This window comes from Paenibacillus sp. EB106-05-06-XG162, from assembly GCF_058791655.1.
The window spans coordinates 339,932-361,341 of the sequence record NZ_JBYTDT010000001.1 but is presented as its reverse complement, the minus strand read 5'-3'; the positions used below and the strand labels follow the sequence as shown (position 1 = coordinate 361,341).

Below are 21,410 nucleotides of genomic sequence, written 5' to 3'. Positions count from 1 at the left end.
CTACAAATCTATAAATGCACAACATGACAGCCATCAAAGAAATACAACACTTTCTCGTCAACAGGGCGTCTCCAGATCCGCTCAATCGCCGTCGCATAGAGCTCTAATTGGAACCGGTAACGGTCCGACACTTCCTTCAAGCTGTCTTCCCCTGGCGCAACGCGGTCCGTCTTATAATCGAGCAGCACCAAGGTACCATCCGCACGTTCATACAGACAATCGATAACCCCTTGAATCAGAACCGTCTCCCCATCGAGCGAAGTTGGATCTGTTGTCATATCTCCCAGCAACCCTGTATCTGCTTGTATTGCAGCTTCATCTTGCATCTTGCGCAGATGAGGAATCGCCTCAACCGCTGGCAGGCCGAAGCTGTATGGTACTTCTCGCTTCACCCACTTGGCAGCCTTTAACTGCGCTCCCGTCTCACTCGAATAAAAAGCCGCTACACTTGCAGCATCAACGGCCTTCCGTTGTTCTTCTGAGATCAAGCGACGATCGACCATTTGCTGCAGCAAAGCGCTCACCGCTTCTGCATCGATGTCTAGCTCCGGCGTGATCGGAACATGCTGCATCACCAAGTGATAGACTGTTCCGCGCTCCGTAGGCGTCAGCTTCTTCTTCTCCATGAACTTCGGACGGCGGAGATGCAGCGATAAGATCGATTCATCACCAGAAGGCTGCCTCATTTCTAATTGTCCCTCATCTATAGCATCGTGCTCCAGCACCTCTGGGAACAGCTCCATCGCAGGATCCTCTTCCTGCATCTGAAGCATTCGCTTCATTTCAGTCACGGTCGTCTTCGCAGCAACACCGCTTGCCACAAGGTGTGGGTAACGCCATTCAAGCCTTTCGGAAATCAGACTGCCTGCAGCATGATCTGTCTGTGACTCTGCATGCACATTCACAATCATGCTCTCTTCTGATATGGTCTGCGGTTGTTGCACGGACTCCGGATCACCATCAATGGGCCCATCAAACCACAATTCGAGCTGCCCATCATCCATCCCCGCAGTAGCTACTTCTTCATGCACATGCTCATCAGAGACCGCCGCCTGCATCCCCGCGACCTCTCCCTGGGCCATCTGCATCACGAGGTTCAGCTTCGCCATGTAAGCATCATCCTGATCAACCGTTTCAAGACCTACTGCTGCCCACTGCTGTACCTCCTCGGCTGGAACGACAGAGATATACCATTTCGACGGATCATCTGACAGACAATCACCTGCACGATTTGGCAGACCGCCTAAGCGACGAAGTTCAGAGCCATCGCGATGCCGCATCAGTGACGGCGCAATCCAATCCAAATAACTGCGGCCTCGCGCCAACATATAATCCGGTAATAGTAAATCCGGTTGATCTACCGCTTGTCCCCAAGTCTGCAGCTGTTTCTCGACATTGCGGACTGAGCCAATGAGATAGAGCTTCTCTTTCGGCCTCGTCAACGCGACATACAATACCCGCATCTCTTCCGCGAGCAATTCCATCTTGATCTGCCGCTTGATGGCGAGACTAGGAAGCGTCGGATAGGCCACACGCAGCTCCTGATCCACAAAACGTGGTCCAAAGCCAAGCTGCTTGTGCATCAAGAATGAAGCACTCAAATCCTGTTGATTGAACATTTTGGATAACCCTGCTACGAACACAACAGGGAACTCGAGTCCTTTACTCTTATGAATGGTCATGATTCGAACGACGTCCTCTTGCTCACCAAGCGCCCTTGCTGTACCGAGATCCCCGCCATTATCCTGCATTCGTTCAATGAACCGTAGAAAGCGGAACAATCCGCGTAAAGAAGTCGATTCATATTGACGTGCCCGATCATATAAGGCTCGTAAATTCGCTTGACGCTGTGTGCCGCCTGGCAGACCGCCAACCCAATCGTAATAACCCGTCTCGCGATAAATTCGCCACAGCAGTTCGGACAACGATCCCTGCCGCGCTTCATCCCGCCAATGGGCAAGTCGTGCCATGAAGCGCTGCAGCTTCGTAAGCAATCCTTCATCCACGAACGGACTCGTCCCCTCGGCCTCTTCCTCCGCCGTTAACTTCATCATCGCATCATAGAACGACAACCCTTTGCCATGCAGACGAATTTGCGCCAGCTCTTCCGCTGTCAGATTCACAACGGGAGAACGAAGAACACCCGCAAGTGGAATATCCTGTACCGGATTGTCAATGACCTTCAATAAGGAGATCATTACTTCGACTTCCGTCGCTTCAAAATACCCTGTATTCAATTCCGCATATGCCGGAATCCCTTCCATTCTAAGCTGCTCAATCATAAGCGGCGCCCATTGCTGCGTCGCGCGAAGCAGGATAACCATGTCGCGATACGTAACGCTCCGCATCCCCTTCAGATGCTTGTCATAGACTTGGAATGGCGTGCCGTATTCGCCCATCAACTGGCGGATTTGCGTTGCGATCAGCCGCGCCTCAAGCTGAGCCGTCATGAGCTCTTCTGCATCCATCTGCGCAGCTCGGCGCATCGATGCTCCGCCCTCATCGGCCCCATCTGACGCCTCTGCATCCGCTGCATCATCATCGAGCGGTTCCACGCCTTGCGCGCCCGCCGCTCCGCTTCCGCGATCAATTAGCCACAGCTCAGCTGGATATTCCTGTCCGAATGCCTCTTCACCCACGGGATATTTCGCACCACATACAAGTTCTGCTCGTTCGTCATAGTCGATCTCTGCGACCGATGCATTCATAATTTGACGAAAAATCGTATTCACCGCATCCACAATCTCCTGGCGACTGCGGAAATTCCGTGCAAGATCGATACGAAGCCCCTGCCCCGTACTAACGGAAGGGTATGATTTATATTTGTTCAAGAATAATCCCGGTTCCGCTAGACGGAATCGATAGATACTCTGCTTCACGTCACCAACCATGAATCGATTACCCGCTCCAGGCCGAGAAATCAATGAGACAATCGCTTCCTGTACCATATTCGTATCCTGGTATTCATCGAGCAGCACTTCCGCGAATTGCGTCTGATACTCCATCGCCGCTCCTGAAGGGTACGTTTCTTCGAGTGTAGAAGCTGGATGACGCAGAATTTGCAAGCAATAATGCTCCAAATCCGAGAAATCCACGAGCCCCTTCGCACGTTTCGCCTGCTCATATTTCTCACCGAAATTCAGTACAAACTCCGCTAGTGTTCGCATCAACGGCGCAAGCGTCTGCATCTCCCCTAAGAAGAGCTCCGGCGGCCGACGGAATAATTCTTCCTGCATAGCCGTCAGTATTTTCTTCACTTGGTCCCGAAGACCTTTCACTTGATCCTGGAGCTCCTTGTTATACTGATCCCCGCGACAAGCCTTCAGCTTCCCGAATGCAATCGCCGCAAAATGCTCATAGAGCGTCTCCCAAGGTGCTTCCTCTGCCGCTTCACGAAGCGATAGCACCATACTCATGTCTTCCATCAACGTGTCCCGATAAGGCTCAGGCCCCCCTGGCTGTTCAATGAGCATCATAGCCTGCCGAAGAATACCTACAACACCGTTCAACTGTAACCGCACATCCGCTACAACGCTCTGCGCCCAAGCACTCTGACCGAGCATCGCCACATCCTCGACAGCGAACGCATCTGCCATCGTATAGAGCCATTCGCGAGGCCATGGATGGCTTCGAGAGAAATCGTACATCGACTGTACCAGCCGCACCATGGCCTCATCACTGCGTTCCCCACTGAACCAATCCACGAGCTTGCGGAAATCGCTATCCTCGGCATCATTCGCATAATGCGCTTCGAATAGATCTTCCAGCACTTCCTGACGGATGAAATCCGCCTCGGTCTCATTCGCAATCCGAAAAGCCGGATCGAGTGGAATCAATTGAAAATACCGCTGAATCACTTCTAAACAAAAGGAGTGCAGTGTCGTTATGGAAGCACGATTCATGAGTGCAAGTTGACGCCGCAGATGCTCTGAATCCGGATTTTTATCGAGTTCCTTCTCTAATGCTTCCCGAATTCGCTCGCGCATTTCCGCCGCCGCTGCCTTCGTAAAGGTCGCAACAAGCAGCTGATCGACATTAAGCGGCTCTTCTTCCGAAGCAATCTTCCGAATAATCCGTTCGACCAATACCGCGGTCTTTCCTGATCCTGCAGCCGCAGCGACAAGGATATTCTCACCGCCCCGCACAATGGCACTCCATTGATCATCGGTCCACTGACTGCCTTCCGGCTTGGGAACGTTATTTAACATCGTCATCGCTAGCGTCTCCTTTCATCTCAAGCAAATTCCATACATCATCCTTCTTCGGCTTCGCAAGCTTCTTGAAGTGATTCCCTTCGACTAACTCATCGAATTGACAGACCGGTTTATACGAGCAGTGGTCGCATGCCGTCGTCTGTGCTATTTTATAAGGCTCAATCGCTACATCACCATTCGTAATATCCGTTCCAATGCTGCGAATTGTAGATCGTACCGCTGTCCGTAACGTATCCCATTGATCCATCGTCGCAACCGACGCGTTACTGTAGAAGCCACCGTCTGCTTTCACGGCAACAGGAAGCACTTGGGAATAACCCTTATCGAGCGAGGCATCCATCAAGGACACCGCTTCCCGATCCGCGAGCACGAGCCCCTTCATCTTGAACCGTTTGAGTGTCTGTTCATGCGCTTGGTCACGCGTAAGTCCGTTCGAAGCCTGCAGCAATGGATTGTGTACGTGAAAATATAATGTCCCTGCCGGCATAGCCTTCTCACCGAGCCATACTTCCGCATTCGTGAGCAGCACGTCCAGATACGTCAGCATTTGGAGGGACAAGCCATAATACACTTCGTGCAACTTCAGATCCGTCTGACTAGACTTATAGTCAATGACGCGCAGCATCACACCCTTGTCGCCTTCCGCTTTATCCACGCGGTCGATCCGTCCGACGATCTCCATCGTACAACCATTATCCAGCGTAAACTGCAAGGATGGGAGCGGCTTGTCCGGCCCAAAATCAAGCTCGAGTCCAATCGGCTCGAACGACCCTCTCCGTGCATGTTCACCCAAGATCGCTGCAGCCCGACCTACAATCTCTTTTAATTTGCGTGCTATATATCCGAACCGCTTGGAACTTAGCAGAATTTCACCTTGCAGACGCGGCGTCAGCGCATCCACGATTTTCTCCGCTTCAAATCGGCATTCCTCCGGCGTTAAATCACCCCAGTGGCGATTCTCTTCCTTAAATTGCACGGCCATCTGACTTAAGGCGGCATGGAATAACTGCCCGATATCCGGCGCTTCCAGTCGGAACAACTGCCGTTCCTTGAGCTTAAGTCCATGCGATGCGAAATGGGCGAAAGGACATGAGACATACTTCTCCATTCGCGATACGCTCGATTTCAGATGGGTCCCATACAGCTTCCGGCTTGTCTCCGCTCCAAGGGAAGCAACATCATTGCGATAGAATAGCGATTGCAGCAGCATTTGCAGCTTTGGCTGCCATGCCTCTTGATTCGCGAACCAATCGAACACTTGCCACCAGAAATCCGCAATATCAAGTCCGCGACGCCACTGACGAAGCTGAACAATGAGATATGACAACGTCCGTTCCGGATGTGCAATATAACGCAGCTGTTCTTCCGTTGGTTGTAGTGGATGCGGTTCTCCTGTTAGTAAGCGCTCCTGAATCCCCGGAAAAATCGTACGTAAATGCCGCATCAATTCCGATGGGAGCAGCGTTCTGCCTTCCTCATCCGCAAGCGGATAGCTCACCCATAGATGCTCACTAGGCGTCGTCAATGCTTGATAGATAATAAACCGCTCATCCAGCAATTTACGACGAATCCCCGGCGCGAGCCGAAGTCCGATCTCTTCTAGGCGTTCCCGCTCTTGTTCCGTTAAGACTCCGTCTTCAATGGCACGTGCTGGAATGACACCGTCATTCACCCCTAGCATGAAGCAATATTTGATCTGGCCTGACCGTGTTCGATCCATGCTTCCGATCAATACCTGATCCAGTGCCGCTGGAACGAGGGCGAGCTTCATGCTCTCGAGTCCCGTCTCGACAACCCCTGCGAACAATTCGATGTTCAGTTCCTCATCGCCCATCATTTCCACGATCTGATCCAATAAGTCAATCACATTACCCCATAACTGGCGATGTTCCTTGGCCCGCTGCGGTTGCCCCGCGATCACTTGCTCATGACTCATCCGATCTAGCCGATCCGCAGCCTCTACGCGAACAAGCAAGCTGTATACGGCTTCACACATGCCGCGTACGTTACGCGCATTTTTCAATGCCTTCTCAAACGCATGTAATGGCTGCACAATTCGCTCACGGCATCGTTCGAGCACGTCATCACGGCCCATCTCGAGCTCTAAGTTCGCAGCACTAGCATCTTCGTTCGGATCCAGTGAGACCGCATGCATTCTCCGCCACGGTCGTCCATCTGTCCAACGCGAGCCTTGAATTCCCGTTGCAAGGACATAATTTTCGAGCACATCCATCTCATGCCGTCCGATTTCTCCATCTGCTGGCAGGAGGAAATCCGTCTTAATACACCGAAACACCGCGTCATAACGCCAATGGTTCGATACGATTTCAAGAGATGACCGAATAAATTCAACAAGCGGATGATGGAGCACTTTTCTTTTCTGATCGAGGAAATAGGGAATATCATGATCTGTAAAAATGGTTGTAACCAGTTCCTCATAATCCGCAATATTGCGTACCATAATCGCCATCTCACGCCACCGGACTTTACGTTCCCTGGACAGTCGCAGCATCTCGCGTACGACACCTTCGACCTCTGCCCGACGATTCACGGCACCGTAGAGTGTGATTCCACAGGACGGATGATCCGGCTGTACGATCGTTTTATCTGCCATGCGCATAGGACTACGACGGTCATAAGCACGTTCTAGGTGGGAGAGCATTGGACTTTTCCGATATCGCGCAAGCGGTGAATCCTCCAAGACGATTGTAGGCTCTACAGGAACGTTTAACTGCTCCGCAAGTGCGCGAATTTGCATATATGTCGTCGCAGCAGGATGGAACAACTCCAGCTCATGAGGAGGTATCCCCTCGTCATACGGCTTATCTACACAACAGGTAATTGTCACTTGTGCCGCATGCTGAACTAATTGTTCAAGCACCTGATACTCTTGCGGCGTAAACCCGTGAAAACCATCAATCCAAATCTCCGTATTCGCAATCGATGCCGACTGAGGCAATCCTTCTGCAAGCAGCGCAAGGTAGTGCTCCGAATCCACATAATGATTCGCGAGTGTATGTTCAAATTCCCGATAGATCATCGTAATGTCATGCAGCTTGTCCTGCACGAGCGTCTGACTTCCCATATGCTGCGCAGCAAATTGCGCATGCTCTTCGAGCTGCGTTACATCGAGACAATACCGTTTAAATTCGTTATAGAGTTCATTTAATTTATCGACAAAACCGAGCTGATCGGCCGATTTTCCGAACAAACGCAGCTCTTTTTGATGCCGGTGGATTATTTTATAGAGCAGCATCTTCTTACCTTCATCGTTAATAGGAAGAAGGGCTGTCCCCCCGATTTCTTGCATCACCCGAAAGGCGAGACGACGGAAGCTGAGTACTTGTCCGCGAATCATCCCCTGTACATCGGGTGAGCTCACGAGCGCATGCTCGACTTGGAACGTTCCTTGTTCTGGCACCAAGATCATAAGCGGCGCGCCGTCTGGCTGCAGCCGCAGCTTTTCCTTGACCTGGTTAAGTATGAAATGCGTCTTGCCGCTCCCCGAGCGACCGATCACGAATTGAATAGACATGCAGCTCCCCCTTATTTACAAACGTCCGTTCTGCTTTATCTATCTATCTTAACATATTTGGACGAATTGTTGTGCTGTGGAAGAAGATGTCGAATGGAGTGGAAAACTGTGGGTTATATCGTGGGGGAAAATCCTTGTTCACTGACTAGAATGTGATCTTCATCAAAATAGGGCTTAAGCGTCGCAATTACGCGGAGATAGGCCTCTGGATCGTACCATCCGGCTTGCTCCTCGGTATACAGCTTGGAAATTCCTAAGGCTTTGGTCCGCTTTCCTTGATTGCCGTCGCCCATGAAATAATCGTCGACACAGACACGATCTGCAGCCTTGGACAACCATGCACCAAACACCTCCGAGCTCGGCAGCACAGGTGCCACTGTCGCTTGCGTCGGTAATCCTGCTTCGGTTAACTGATGCAGTGCACGGTAACGAGCCGCTATCGGTGGTGCTGATGGGGTAAACTGCTTGCGTACCGCTTCTAAATCCGTCTCTATCGTCACGCTAATGCGAATGCGATCCTGCAGTTGTAGGAAGAGATCCATGTCGCGTGTTACAAGCGGACTGCGCGTCTGAATAAACAGAAAATCCGGCTTTTCCTCCGTCATCACTTCGAGCAGTGATCGTGTGATCCGCGCCTCATATTCTACGGGTTGATAAGGATCTGTACTCGAAGACATAAAGATGGTTACCGGACCTTTCTTCTTCGCACGAATCAATTCTTTACGGAGTAGCTCTGCCGCGCCCTGCTTCATATCCACCCAAGTCCCCCAAGGTTGACTTCGGAAAATAGATACAGGCAATTTGCGTACATAGCAATAAGAGCAAGCGAAGGCGCAACCCGTGTATGGGTTCAGGGAGTGTGAATATCCTTTCAAAAAACCGCCCGTCGCCGTGAGAATACTTTTCGGATGTGTGGCTTTGATATCGAGCTGCACCAACGCTCCCCCTCCTATCGATCAATTGATTACTTACTGCGCACTTCGAACACGGCGAATTTCAAATAATGACCTTCCTGTACGCCTAGAATCTGCGGATGATCTTTACCCGCTGCACGCCATTCCACAAGTCTGAGGATTTTGCCTGCATCCTTCGCCGCTTCTTGAATTGTCTCCAAGAACAAATCTGGCCGCATATGGAACGAACAGCTCGCCGTCACCAAGTACCCGCCTTCGTTCACCAATTTCATCCCATGTAAGTTAATGTCTTTATATCCACGGCAGGCGCCTGCAACCGCGCTCCTCGTCTTCGCAAAGGCTGGCGGATCCAAAATCACAACGTCCCATGTCCGTCCCGTCTGCGCATTCAGCTTAACGGATGTATCCACCTTCGTATCTTGCTGTGACCGTACCGATCGTTCTTCTGCCCCTTTGACCTGCGAACGCAAGTAGTCAAATGCATCCGCGACGACAAACTCGACACGGTCTGTAAAACCATTCAGATCTACGTTTTTCCTCGCACTCTCAATCGCATGCTCCGAGATGTCTAGGCAGGTTACTTTTTTTGCGCCGTATTTACAGGCATTTAGCGTGAAGCTCCCCGTATGCGAGAAGCATTCCAGAACCGTCGCGCCGTCCCAATATGGGAAAGTAACGACTTTGCCATTCGCATTCACTGGTTTCCGTTCAATAACGCCTTCTAATTCAACATCTTGCAGTTGAATCCCGCTGCATCGGCCCCAACCTTTCATAAGCGGCTCAATGGAAGCGCGGTTCTCACGTTGATCGAAGAAATATCCCGTCTTTTGCCCATGCTCAATATCTACTTCGATGAGCAGATCATTTTCACGAACCTGTACATGTCTTGGACATTCGCCGTATAACAGCCCTGTGATCTGTTCCAAGCCTTCCAATTCACGAATCGGCACATCGCTGCGCTCATAGATGCCTTGCGGCTGCATCACTTCGACTAAGGCTGAGACAATTGCTTCGCGATGCACATCCATCCCTAGCGTTAGAATCTGCACGACAAGTACGTCTGCAAATCGATCCACGATCAAGCCCGGCAAGAAATCGGCTTCCCCATAGACAAGACGATAAGCATTCGCTTCGCCAAGAAAACGCTCCCGATGAGCTAGACATTGTGTGAATTGGTTCACGAAAAACGCATGGTCTATCGCTTCCAAGGGCTGATAGGACACGACACGCACAGTGATCGTCGATGCTGGGTTATAATAGCCAACCGCGAGGAACTTGCCTTTTTCGCTGACGACTTGCACGAGATCGCCTGGCTTCGGTTCCCCCTCCACCCGATCAATTTCATTATTAAAAATCCAAGGATGACCTTGTTCTACTCTTTTCTTGCGATTCTTCTGTAATATGACTGATGCCATTCGTTTGTTTTCTCCTCTCCCAGACAAAGATGCTTGTCATGGTCGTCCTATTCTGTTCATACCTTTATAGAGTAGTTATCCCTATCCTTCTTTAAAGGAGTATTCTTATGTTCATATCGATTATTTTTCCGCTCTGTTACGGGTTTTCCTTGTTCCTCTTCGGCATGAAACTGATGGAACTGGCGCTCCATCTCTGGGCTGGACCTTATCTCACCAAAGCCATCGCCGTCTCGACCAAAACGCCGCTTCGCGGCTTATTATTCAGTACTGGCGTAACCGCACTCCTGCAGAGCAGTACAGCGATAACCGTCATCACAATTGGTCTTGTGAATGCCGGACTCTTGCCATTTGCAAGTTCACTTGGCATCATACTCGGCAGCAATATTGGAACTTGTCTAACGACCGAACTCATCGGTCTCAATCTGAACCAATACGCACTTCCGCTTCTGCTCGTTTCTCTGGGCATATGGGCTTTAGCTGTAACATTAGCCGAATATAAACCGCGTGCTCTTGATTCCATTGCATCCTGGATCCGTACCGCACAATACTTGTCCCTCGCCGTGGCTGGATTCTCTCTCATTCTCATCGGCATTGAGGAGATGAAATCGATCGCGCCTGCCTTACAAGCACGTGGACTATTCAACTGGTTCCTTGAACAGTCGGCACAAAGTTTACTATGGGGACTTGCGGCAGGCGCCTGCATCACGGCCTTGATTCATAGCAGCGCAGCCATGATCGGGTTAACGATGGGGCTCGCTACGATGAATGCCATTCCAGTAGAGCTCGGCATCGCCATCGTCATCGGTTCCAATATAGGAACCTGCGTAACAGCCCTTATCGCATCGCTTGGGGGCAGTCGATCCGGTCGGAACGTCGCTTGGACGCATGTGGTATTAAATGTTGGAGGTGCGATTCTCTTCTACCCTTTTCTCGCACAACTTCATACCGTATCGAGCTGGATGACGCCTGACCCAGCCGCTCAAATTGCACACGCCCAGACCATTTTCAATGTCGTGAGCTCCGTTGTCGCCCTCCCGCTATGCTACTTGCCCGTATGGCGTCGCATGCGAGCAGAATTTTAATCGCAGGGTGTTTAGTAGCTTCCACCTTCAGCAGGCTTGTTCCCCGTTACAATCTGTATTCCTGCACTCGCGCCAATCCGCGTTGCTCCTGCTTCAATCATACGCAACGCGGTTTCTTGGTCCCGAACGCCACCAGACGCCTTCACGCCAATATGCGGCGATACATGCGCGCGCATTAAGCGTATATCTTCAACTGTCGCACCGCCCTTGCCAAAACCTGTCGAGGTCTTCACAAAATGCGCTCCCGCCTGCTCGGAGCATCTGCAAGCAGAAATTTTCTCATCATCGGTTAGGATGCCTGACTCGAAAATCACTTTGACAATCGCTTTTCCTTGCACCATACGAACAACGTGGGCAATATCTTCTTGCACGGCATCAAGCTTGCCGGCTTTTAGCAGACCAATCTGCAAGACCATATCAATCTCGGTTGCGCCATCTCCCACCGCTTTCGCTGCTTCAAAAGCCTTCACGATACTCGAGTTCGCGCCAAGCGGGAATCCGACAACCGCTGCGATATGAACGTTCGTTCCTTCGAGCAATTCACGGCATTTTGCAACCCACCGGCCGTTGACACACACGCTATAAAATTGATATTTCTTCGCTTCTTCACACAGCTGGATGATCTCTGCCTCATTGGCATCAGATTTTAATAATGTATGGTCGATATATTGTGCTAATTGTTCCGCATTTGTCATGAGAAATCCACCTCGACCTGTAAGTACTCCAACGCTTTTCGCAAAATGCGATCGTTATTATCGTATCCTTGCTGTTTCTGTTGTAACCATGCCTCTTGCGGGGCGAACCAGGATACACCGTTGATCTCTTCGACTTGCGCTTGAAGATCCCCCTCTAACGCCTCCACAACATAGTAATGCACGATTTTCTCCGTCTCCCCATGAACAGGGTGTGTATACGTATAGGAAATTTGATCGATAGGCGCCACAATACGTCCGATCATGCCTGTCTCTTCTTGGATTTCTCGTAGAGCCGTCTCTTCCACCGTCTCACCTGGCTCCATCTTACCCTTAGCCAGCGAAATCTTGCCGAACCGATCTCGAATTAATTGAATTTCTAATCCTTCGGGGCTTTTGCGGTAGACGACACCGCCTGCGCTAATCTCTTGCATCTTAATCATCCTTTCTAGTTTCTTTAAAATAAACTTTGGCCTCCCCCTAAATCCCCCTCCAGTGGAGGGGGACCCCAAGGGCTACGCCCTCTGGACTCCCAAAAGGGGCGAAGGAGGTACTGTTATATGTATCTACATCCTTTTAACGAATGAGCGCTTTCGTCCCATACCTATTTGACCCTGCGGGCAAACAGGTGCGGGACACGCTGTACTGTGCACAGACTTTGCTACTAATATTCTTCTTTGTTGATGCGGACCGTGAAGCCGCTATTTGGGCAAAAACACGTGATTCATGCGATAATACGGACACAGGAGACGCTATTCACGAGATAGCAGGCTAATATATTTATTTCCTAGGCAATAAGGGCACCTGAGTCCATAAAATGATCATAACTTGCCTGTTAAGAACAAATAACGGATTTTGTGTCCATCATCGATCTTTATTTTGGTCTACTAGTTATTTTACCCTGAAATAAGCATGCACGCCATAAAGCGTGTTTAGCCGAGGTTCCCAGAGGGAATCTCGGCTAAACGAAAGCGATCCTTGCACATATTGACTCACAACCACAACCCTAAATCCCACGCTCAATTTCGGGAGTCCAGAGTGCCTAGCCTTCTGGGGTCCCCCGAGAGCTTTCCGAAGGAAAGCTGACATCGTAAGCATATGAGGGATTTGGAAGGTGGCAAAAAATTTACCCTACTTGTTGTTCCTCGATGACACGCAGGAGCGTACCCATGCACTCATTCACTCCCGCTTCCGTAACCTTCACGCGGCATAGTTTGCCGATCAAGGACTCGTCACCCTCGAAGATTACTTGCAGGTAGTTATCGGAGTAACCCATGACTTTACCTGTTCCTGGCGCGCCCTTGTAGTCACGCTCAGGGATAATATCAAGAACTTGGCCGACGAATTGCTCGGCATAAGCTAATTGCATTTTCTCGGATAAGTCGATCAATTCATGCACCCGTGCATGCTTCACTTCGTCATCCACTTGATCTTCCATCCGCGCAGCAGGTGTACCTGTACGCTTGGAGTAAGGGAAGACGTGCATCTCGGAGAATTTAATTTTCTCCATGAACTCGTACCCTTTACGGAACTGCTCATCCGTCTCGCCAGGGAAACCAACAATCACGTCCGTCGTAATCGCAACATCCGGCATGGCTTCTTGAATGCGCTCGATTTTCGTCGCGAACTCTTCAACCGTATATTTACGGCGCATGCGTTTCAGCACATCGTTCTCGCCTGCTTGAAGCGGAATATGCAAGTGACGACACATTTTCGAAGATTTCTTAAGCACTTCCAGCACTTCTTCCGTGATCTGACTTGCTTCGATTGAACTGATACGGATGCGTTCCAGTCCTTCGACTTTATCCAGATCCCATAGCAGATTTGCAAGACGGTAGTTCTCTAAGTCATCCCCATATCCGCCCGTATGAATCCCCGTGAGGACGATTTCTTTGTATCCTGCAGCGACCAATTGCTTCGCTTGTTCAACGACGCTCTCAGGCGCACGGCTGCGAGACAATCCGCGGGACCATGGAATGATACAGAAGGTACAGAAGTTGTTGCAGCCCTCTTGAATTTTGAGGAACGCACGTGTACGCTCCGCGAAATCCGGCACATCCAATTCTTCGAACTCGCGTGTCTTCATAATATTACGAACCGCATTAATCGGCTGGCGCTCTTGTTGAAGCTGCTCGATATACGGCATGATTTTATCACGATCTTGCGTCCCGATCACGAGATCCACACCCGGAATATCCAGGATTTCTGCAGGTGAAGTCTGCGCATAGCAGCCTGTAACCGCAACGATGGCATCCGGATTTCGGCGTACCGCACGGCGAATAATTTGACGACTCTTCTTATCGCCCGTATTCGTTACGGTACATGTATTAATAAGGTATACGTCAGCAGTCTGTGTCTCGAAATCGACTTGTTCATAGCCTTCATTCTTGAACAACTGCCAGATTGCTTCCGTATCATAGAAGTTAACTTTACAGCCCAGGGTGTAAAATGCTACAGATGGCATTCTCTACACGCCTCCCATCTCTCCAGATTCATACAAAAGGCACGTGAGACCGACCATCGCGGCCGTCTCTGTGCGTAATATACGTCTTCCAAGCCCAACAGACTTCGCACCGGCCGCTTCCGCAGCCTCCATCTCTTGAACGGTAAAACCGCCTTCCGGACCGACCATCACCAGCACCTGTGCAGCACGGTTCCGGTCCATACCAGCAATGAACGGCTGTACGACATCACGTAGTTGAAGTCCTTCCTCTTTCTCATAGCAGAACAACACCAAATCGTACGAAGCTATCCGTGCAAGCATCTGCTTCCATGTGCTCGTCGATTCGACTTCTGGCACGCGGTTGCGATGCGCTTGCTCTGCAGCTTCTTTTGCAATTTTGCCCCAGCGTTCAATCCGTTTCGCTTCTTTCTTCGCATCGTATTGAACGATCGTGCGCTCTGAAATGTAAGGAATGAACCGCACTGCGCCAATCTCCGTACACTTCTGAATGACCGTCTCCATCTTGTCGCCCTTTGGCAGACTTTGAGCAACCGTCACTTGCAGCAACGGTTCTTGGGTTAGCGCGATTCGCTCCACGATCACCGCTGTTACACCGCTCGCTTCAATATCTGTAATTTCTACCAAGGCTTCTTGACTGGCACCGTCACTTACAATAAACTTCTCGCCAACCCGAGCACGCATAACTTTACTAATATGATGGGCATCATCGCCTGTAATCATAACCGAATGTTCGCCAAATTGTTCAGGCGTTATAAAATATCTCTGCATATCTCATCGTTCCTAATTCATATTTCGAAATAAACCAAAACATATCATACCTCTTTTAAGCCTTAAAATCTACATCTGATCGAATTTTCCAAGGATTAACCGAGTCCGATGACTTTGGCCCAAAATTTCAAAAAACTGAGATACATCGGGCTGATCAGATCGAACAACGGCTTAATCGTAACCGCACGAACCGGCGGAAGAAATACGATGAGCATAAAAATAAATATCGACCACTTCTCAAACTGCTGAAGCTTGATCCGAAGGCCTCTCGGCGCAAGATCCTCGATAATCCGGTACCCGTCTAATGGTGGTAGCGGAATCAAATTGAAGAGGAACAACAAAATATTATAATTGATCAAATATTCGAAGAAGATATTGATAGCTTCACCGACTCGCTCATTCGCAAAAGCGCCCTGCACATGGTATTTCATCAAGACGATATACACAAGCGCACCGATAAAGGCAACCAAAAGATTGCTAAGCGGGCCAACCGCCGAGACAACGATCCCCATCGCCCGCGGATTACGGAAATTCTCTCGGTTCACCGGAACGGGACGAGCCCAGCCAAACCCAGCAATCAAGAACAATAGCGTTCCGAATACATCCAGATGCTTACTCGGATTCAGTGTGACGCGGCCAAGAAGCTTCGCTGTCGGATCACCGAATACATTCGCAAAATAAGCATGCGCAAATTCATGCACTGTAAAAGAAATTAATAACACGAGCAAGACAAAGGGTAAATGTTCAACAGGAAAAACGATCAGTTTATCCAAAAAATCCATTCGTCACCTACAACTTTCTCGCTACGAAGGCAACCCAGTCATCCTCGCGATAGCGATCTACGATTGTGAAATTGGCTGCAAGGAGCGCCTGCTCCACCACTTCTTCTTTATTCTTATAAATGCCTGAAGTAATATAAATGCCGCCTTCCGCCAGCGCATTGTATACATCATCAATGAACAACAGGATAACTTCTGCGAGAATATTCGCTACCACAATCTGTACCGGAAGGGTAACACCAAGTGGTGTGGATTCATTGTCTTCTTGATTCCGATTAATCACTTGAAGTAAGTCACTAAGGTGGACGGTTATCTCATTCTCCAACTGATTCAATTGCGTGTTCTCTTCGGCAATCGTGACCGCTACAGGATCAAGATCCAGTGCAAGGACATGCTTCGCACCTAACTTCACCGCACCGATAGCGAGGATCCCAGATCCCGTTCCAACATCGATAATTTCTTCTCCGCCCTGAATAACGGACTCTAGCGCACGCAGGCACAATGATGTCGTCGGATGTGTACCTGTACCGAAAGCCATTCCTGGGTCAATTTCGATAATATGTTCGCCCGGTCCTGCTTCATACGGCTCCCAGGTCGGCTTGATCGTTAATTTCTCCGATACGCGAATTGGTTTGAAGTATTGTTTCCAGGCATTTGCCCACTCTTCTTCGTTGACGACCCGTGTGTCCATGGTGTAAGACCCTGGATCAATATCAAAGGTGCGAAGCTCCTCAATACGCGGCGTAATCTCTGCTACCAAATCGCCTGGATTCGATACATCTGCGAAATATCCTTTGATCACCGCTTCTCCCTCAGGAATGTCATTGAACGGCGTATCGTATAGCTGCCCGTAGGTCGTATCTCTTTCTCTATTCAAGGAACCCGTTTCTTCGATGGAGACTCCGTCTGCTCCCATCTCATGCAAAAAGTTCGAAATCATTTCTACCGCTTCTTCTGTTGTATGTATCGTTAATTCATGCCATAACATTAATCGTACGTCCTCCCAAAAAAATCATTTACGATCTATTGTACTATAAGGAGACTTTTTTCACAAAAAAAGAAATGACGTACAAGCTTCATCCGCCTGTACGCCCTTTTCCACCATTCATTCTCCTATTTGGATCCCGCAAGCTTCATAGCATCAATAAGAGACATCTTCTTATCCGTTTCTTCATGAATGAGATAACTATCTTGGACATGGTCAATGAATAACACGCCGTTCAAATGGTCGATCTCATGCTGGATACAACGAGCAAGAAATCCTGAGGCTTCGAGCTCTACTGTCTCGCCTTCACGGTTCATGGTGGTGATCTTCACTTCATTGTAGCGTTTCACAACCCCAATATATCTTGGCAAAGACAAGCAGCCTTCATAGCCTACTTGTTCTCCCGATTTCTCGATGATTTCCGGATTAATGAGTTCATAAAATGTATCATCAATATTCATAACAATGACTCTACGCAGCATTCCAATTTGCGGTGCTGCCAGACCTGCTCCATACTCGGAATCCAACAATGTCGCCTTCATATCATCCAATAGACGAATGATTTTGGCATTGATTTCAGTTATCGGCTTAGCTACTTTACGTAGTACCGGATCCCCGAATGGAACGATTTCTTTCACTTGCATTACGAGCTTCCTCCCCAATGAACATTTGTATCCACTCAATATACTATATGCAAAATGCAAATGACAAGAATGAAAAAAAGCATCTCATCTACGATGTAGATGGAGATGCTCTCACGATATTCTAGCTATTGTAACGATCCGCCTGCGGCTTCAATGACCATCTTGGCTTGATGATAGACAGAATCCGGTACGACTGCCGAGAGTTGAAATTGACGCGAAGCTTCATTCATCGCATCATACCCTGCTGCATACAAACCTGTCATCATGGATGTGGAATACGACATCATCGACATCGTGCTCAGATTCCCCAAGTTGAACCAAGCAGGATCTCCGTTATAACTAAGAAATCCCCCATCCCCTGCCGTATTCTCGTTAATTGCCGTATTCTCAATTCGAAGAGCACGCAGTTTGTTCTGCGCCGCCTCTGCGTCCGCGGATCTGGTGAAATTCGCCTTAATCTCTATCGTCTGCATATCTATTTCACCTTCACGAATTCTCTTGACGCGCATCTGCGGCTTCGGCGCGTGCTAGAGCATCCAGATCTGCCTGATCTGCATCATCCATGGCGAATTCGACATCCTCATTCTTCGCAATTGGTAAGTTGTTCGCTTTCTTTTGGTTTTCTCGATGGTTGTCCATTTCGAGTCACTCCTTCTATAGGTTTCTGCAGCTATAGGATCGGCGTAATCGATAGAATCTATTCGTGCGAAGACGACAAAGAGCCTGAATAGCACGGTGATCCGTTACTATTCAGGCTCTATATTTCACACTATCTTGATTTCAGGGCATCAATCTCCACGAAATGCTTTCTTCATGCGATCGAAGAAGGACTGCTGCTGTTCGTGCGTATGCTCACCATTTAAGCCTGCGAATTGACGCAGCAATTCACGCTGCTCGTCGGTCAGCTTCGTCGGTGTCACAACAACGACTTTCACATGCTGATCACCTTGACCGATACCACGTAGACGTGGAACCCCTTTGCCTTTCAAGCGGAAGTAAGTACCTGTCTGCGTACCCGCAGGAATCTTCAGCTTAACTTTCTCCGTTAACGTTGGGATCTCAATTTCATCACCAAGCGCTGCCTGAGCAAAAGTCAGCGGAATTTCGCAATAAATATCGTCGTTCTCACGCTCGAAGAACTCATGCGATTTCACACGAATGACAATGTACAGATCGCCTGCTGGACCGCCGCGTAGGCCGCCTTCACCTTCGCCAGACATCCGTAATTGCGCGCCGTCATCGACACCCGCAGGAATTTTAACATGAATCTTACGTTGCTTCTTCACTTTACCTTGCCCGTTACATGTCGAGCAGCGCTCACGAATAATTTGTCCTTTACCGCCGCAAGTCTGACAAGCGCGGCGATTCACCATACGACCAAATGGCGTGTTCTGAACCACTTCTTGTTGACCCGTTCCATGACACGTCGAACATGTATCTGGCTTCGTACCCGGCTTCGCACCCGATCCGTGGCAAGTATCACAATTTTCCGTACGAGGAATCGTAATATCCGTCTCTTTACCGAATACCGCTTCCTTGAACTCAATCGTCATGGAATATTGAAGATCGTTACCGCGCTGAGGCGCATTCGGATCTCTTCTTCCACCACCGCCACCAAAGAACATATCGAAGATATCTCCGAACCCGCCGCTGAAATCTGCACCGCCGCCGCCAAATCCTTGATTTGGATCGACATGACCATATTGATCATATGTGGCACGTTTCTGATCGTCGCTTAACACTTCGTAAGCTTCTTTCACTTCTTTGAACTTGTCTTCGGCATCCGCAGCCTTGTTCACGTCTGGATGATACTGCCTTGCTAGCTTTCGATAAGCTTTCTTGACATCGTCATCAGACGCCCCCTTATCTACACCGAGAACCTCATAATAATCCCGCTTATTCGCCACTATTCCACCCCCATGCTGGTATACATTGTACTGTGTTCGACAACAAAAGGAAAGTCAAAGGGAGGGAAATCCCCTCTCTTTGACCTGTTGTTTCACAATGTGAAACGTTCATCGCTCACGAATGATTACTTCTTCTCGTTGTCGTCAACAACTTCGTAATCTGCATCCACGACGTTGTCTCTATCTGGAGCTGCACCTTCTTGTGCCGCACCTTCAGCACCTTGCCCCGCTTGCGCTGCTTGCTCATACAACTTCACAGAAAGCTGTTGCACGATTTCAGTCAAAGCTTCTGTTGTGGATTTAATTTCTTCCAAATTATCTGTTGCAAGCGCAGCTGTTACTTTTTCTTTCGCAGCATTCGCTTTGTCGATTTCCGCTTGATCTACTTTGTCGCCAAGATCTTTGATCGTCTTGTCAACTTGGTATACCAATTGGTCCGCGTTGTTCTTCGCTTCAACCAATTCCTTACGGTTACGATCTTCTTCAGCATGCAATTCTGCATCCTTCATCATACGTTCTACTTCTTCATCGCTCAAGCCGCTGGAGGAAGTAATCGTAATTTTTTGTGTTTTGTTCGTGCCTTTATCAGTAGCCGATACGTTAACGATCCCGTTCGCATCGATATCAAATGTAACTTCGATTTGCGGTACGCCACGTGGTGCCAAAGGAATTTCACCTAATGTGAAGCGACCGAGTGTTTTGTTGCCTGCTGCCATCGAGCGCTCACCTTGCAAGACGTGGATTTCAACGCTTGGTTGGTTATCTGCGTATGTGGAGTACACTTGGGATTTGCTTGTAGGAATCGTAGTGTTGCGTTCGATCATTTTCGTGAATACGCCACCTGCCGTCTCGATCCCAAGGGACAATGGTGTTACGTCGAGCAATACAACGTCTTTCACATCGCCTGTCAATACGCCCGCTTGAACTGCTGCACCAAGAGCAACCACTTCATCCGGGTTTACGCCTTTATGAGGCTCTTTACCGATTAATCTCTTAACCGCTTCTTGAACCGCTGGAATACGCGTCGATCCACCAACCAATACAACACGGTTGATCTCGTTAGCAGACAATCCTGCATCGCTCAACGCTTGACGAGTAGGGCCTAATGTACGCTCTACAAGGTTAGCAGAAATCTCTTCGAATTTCGCACGCGTTAAGTTAAGCTCTAAATGCTGAGGTACACCATCAACAACCGTGATGAACGGCAAGGAGATTGTTGTCGTAAGAACGCCAGACAATTCTTTCTTCGCTTTTTCCGCAGCATCTTTCAGACGTTGTACAGCAGCTTTATCTTTGCTTAGGTCAATGCTGTGCTCTTTCTTGAATTCAGCTACAAGATAGTCGATGATCACTTGGTCGAAGTCGTCACCACCAAGACTGTTGTCACCACTTGTTGCTTTAACTTCGAAGAAGCCATCACCAAGCTCAAGGATCGATACGTCAAATGTACCGCCACCAAGGTCAAATACAAGGATTGTATGATCTTCTGTCTTCTCCATACCATATGCAAGTGCTGCTGCTGTTGGCTCATTGACGATACGAAGCACTTCAAGACCTGCGATTTTACCCGCGTCTTTCGTTGCTTGACGTTGACTGTCATTGAAGTAAGCTGGAACCGTGATAACCGCTTGGGTTACCGTTTGACCCAGGTAAGCTTCTGCATCAGCTTTCAACTTTTGCAAGATGATAGCGGAGATTTCTTGTGGTGTGTAATCTTTGCCATCGATGGTTTCTTTGTGGTTCGTACCCATGTGACGTTTGATGGAGCTGATTGTACGATCTGGATTCGTGATCGCTTGACGTTTCGCTGTCTCACCAACGATACGCTCGCCGTCTTTCTTGAAGCCGACAACGGATGGTGTTGTACGGTTACCTTCTGGATTCGGGATGACGACAGCTTCGCCACCTTCCATTACTGCAACACAAGAGTTTGTTGTTCCTAAGTCAATACCAATTACTTTACTCATCGTAAGTATTCCTCCTCAAATTCGTTCCTGACGGATTCATTTAT

General features: G+C 49.1%; 16 protein-coding genes. 1 reads left to right on the top strand and 15 read right to left on the bottom strand.

Going from position 1 to position 21,410, the window contains the following annotated elements:
- Positions 1 to 8: 8 nt before the first annotated feature.
- The 4 genes from AC3WU2_RS01265 to AC3WU2_RS01250 all read right to left on the bottom strand — a co-directional run bounded on the left by AC3WU2_RS01265 (position 9) and on the right by AC3WU2_RS01250 (position 10,078).
- Positions 9 to 4,214 (bottom strand): UvrD-helicase domain-containing protein, encoded by a 4,206-nt coding sequence (locus AC3WU2_RS01265; protein WP_492450606.1) that lies wholly within the window; start codon positions 4,212 to 4,214, stop codon positions 9 to 11.
- A complete protein-coding gene (gene addB / locus AC3WU2_RS01260; RefSeq protein WP_492450604.1) occupies positions 4,198 to 7,749 on the bottom strand; it encodes a helicase-exonuclease AddAB subunit AddB in 3,552 nt (1,183 codons plus the stop codon). The genes AC3WU2_RS01265 and addB overlap by 17 nt, the downstream gene beginning before the upstream one ends.
- A gap of 113 nt (positions 7,750 to 7,862) precedes the next feature.
- On the bottom strand, positions 7,863 to 8,684 hold the full coding sequence (locus AC3WU2_RS01255) for an SPL family radical SAM protein (RefSeq protein WP_492452142.1): 822 nt from the start codon (positions 8,682 to 8,684) through the stop codon (positions 7,863 to 7,865).
- A gap of 29 nt (positions 8,685 to 8,713) precedes the next feature.
- The gene (locus AC3WU2_RS01250) at positions 8,714 to 10,078 is read right to left on the bottom strand and encodes a class I SAM-dependent rRNA methyltransferase (RefSeq protein ID WP_492450602.1); all 1,365 of its coding nucleotides are present in this window, start codon (positions 10,076 to 10,078) and stop codon (positions 8,714 to 8,716) included.
- A 107-nt stretch (positions 10,079 to 10,185) separates the two neighbouring features.
- Here AC3WU2_RS01250 and AC3WU2_RS01245 point away from each other — a divergent pair, with 107 nt between their 5' ends.
- The gene (locus AC3WU2_RS01245) at positions 10,186 to 11,160 is read left to right on the top strand and encodes a Na/Pi cotransporter family protein (protein WP_379342544.1); all 975 of its coding nucleotides are present in this window, start codon (positions 10,186 to 10,188) and stop codon (positions 11,158 to 11,160) included.
- An 11-nt stretch (positions 11,161 to 11,171) separates the two neighbouring features.
- Here the strand turns inward: AC3WU2_RS01245 and deoC are convergent, their stop codons facing one another.
- The 11 genes from deoC to dnaK all read right to left on the bottom strand — a co-directional run bounded on the left by deoC (position 11,172) and on the right by dnaK (position 21,366).
- Positions 11,172 to 11,855, bottom strand: coding sequence for a deoxyribose-phosphate aldolase (deoC, locus tag AC3WU2_RS01240; protein WP_492450599.1), 684 nt, complete (start codon positions 11,853 to 11,855; stop codon positions 11,172 to 11,174).
- The gene (locus AC3WU2_RS01235; protein WP_492450597.1) at positions 11,852 to 12,295 is read right to left on the bottom strand and encodes an NUDIX hydrolase; all 444 of its coding nucleotides are present in this window, start codon (positions 12,293 to 12,295) and stop codon (positions 11,852 to 11,854) included. The genes deoC and AC3WU2_RS01235 overlap by 4 nt, the downstream gene beginning before the upstream one ends.
- Before the next feature lie 683 nt (positions 12,296 to 12,978).
- Positions 12,979 to 14,316, bottom strand: a complete 1,338-nt coding sequence (mtaB, locus tag AC3WU2_RS01230; RefSeq protein WP_492450595.1) for a tRNA (N(6)-L-threonylcarbamoyladenosine(37)-C(2))-methylthiotransferase MtaB — start codon at positions 14,314 to 14,316, stop codon at positions 12,979 to 12,981.
- A gap of 3 nt (positions 14,317 to 14,319) precedes the next feature.
- On the bottom strand, positions 14,320 to 15,084 hold the full coding sequence (locus tag AC3WU2_RS01225; RefSeq protein WP_492450593.1) for an RsmE family RNA methyltransferase: 765 nt from the start codon (positions 15,082 to 15,084) through the stop codon (positions 14,320 to 14,322).
- 95 nt (positions 15,085 to 15,179) lie between these two features.
- The gene (locus AC3WU2_RS01220) at positions 15,180 to 15,866 is read right to left on the bottom strand and encodes a site-2 protease family protein (RefSeq protein WP_492450591.1); all 687 of its coding nucleotides are present in this window, start codon (positions 15,864 to 15,866) and stop codon (positions 15,180 to 15,182) included.
- Between the two features lie 7 nt (positions 15,867 to 15,873).
- Complete coding sequence (prmA, locus tag AC3WU2_RS01215; protein WP_492450589.1) at positions 15,874 to 16,851, bottom strand: 50S ribosomal protein L11 methyltransferase; 978 nt, start codon at positions 16,849 to 16,851, stop codon at positions 15,874 to 15,876.
- A gap of 125 nt (positions 16,852 to 16,976) precedes the next feature.
- Positions 16,977 to 17,492, bottom strand: a complete 516-nt coding sequence (def, locus tag AC3WU2_RS01210; protein WP_314584619.1) for a peptide deformylase — start codon at positions 17,490 to 17,492, stop codon at positions 16,977 to 16,979.
- Between the two features lie 125 nt (positions 17,493 to 17,617).
- The gene (locus tag AC3WU2_RS01205) at positions 17,618 to 17,965 is read right to left on the bottom strand and encodes a hypothetical protein (protein ID WP_492450587.1); all 348 of its coding nucleotides are present in this window, start codon (positions 17,963 to 17,965) and stop codon (positions 17,618 to 17,620) included.
- Between the two features lie 13 nt (positions 17,966 to 17,978).
- Complete coding sequence (locus tag AC3WU2_RS01200) at positions 17,979 to 18,131, bottom strand: YfhD family protein (RefSeq protein WP_314584624.1); 153 nt, start codon at positions 18,129 to 18,131, stop codon at positions 17,979 to 17,981.
- 149 nt (positions 18,132 to 18,280) lie between these two features.
- Positions 18,281 to 19,399 carry a molecular chaperone DnaJ gene (gene dnaJ, locus AC3WU2_RS01195; protein WP_018756760.1) on the bottom strand — a complete coding sequence of 373 codons (1,119 nt, stop codon included), beginning with the start codon at positions 19,397 to 19,399 and terminating at the stop codon, positions 18,281 to 18,283.
- 125 nt (positions 19,400 to 19,524) lie between these two features.
- Positions 19,525 to 21,366 (bottom strand): molecular chaperone DnaK, encoded by a 1,842-nt coding sequence (gene dnaK / locus AC3WU2_RS01190; protein ID WP_492450584.1) that lies wholly within the window; start codon positions 21,364 to 21,366, stop codon positions 19,525 to 19,527.
- Positions 21,367 to 21,410 lie beyond the last annotated feature (44 nt).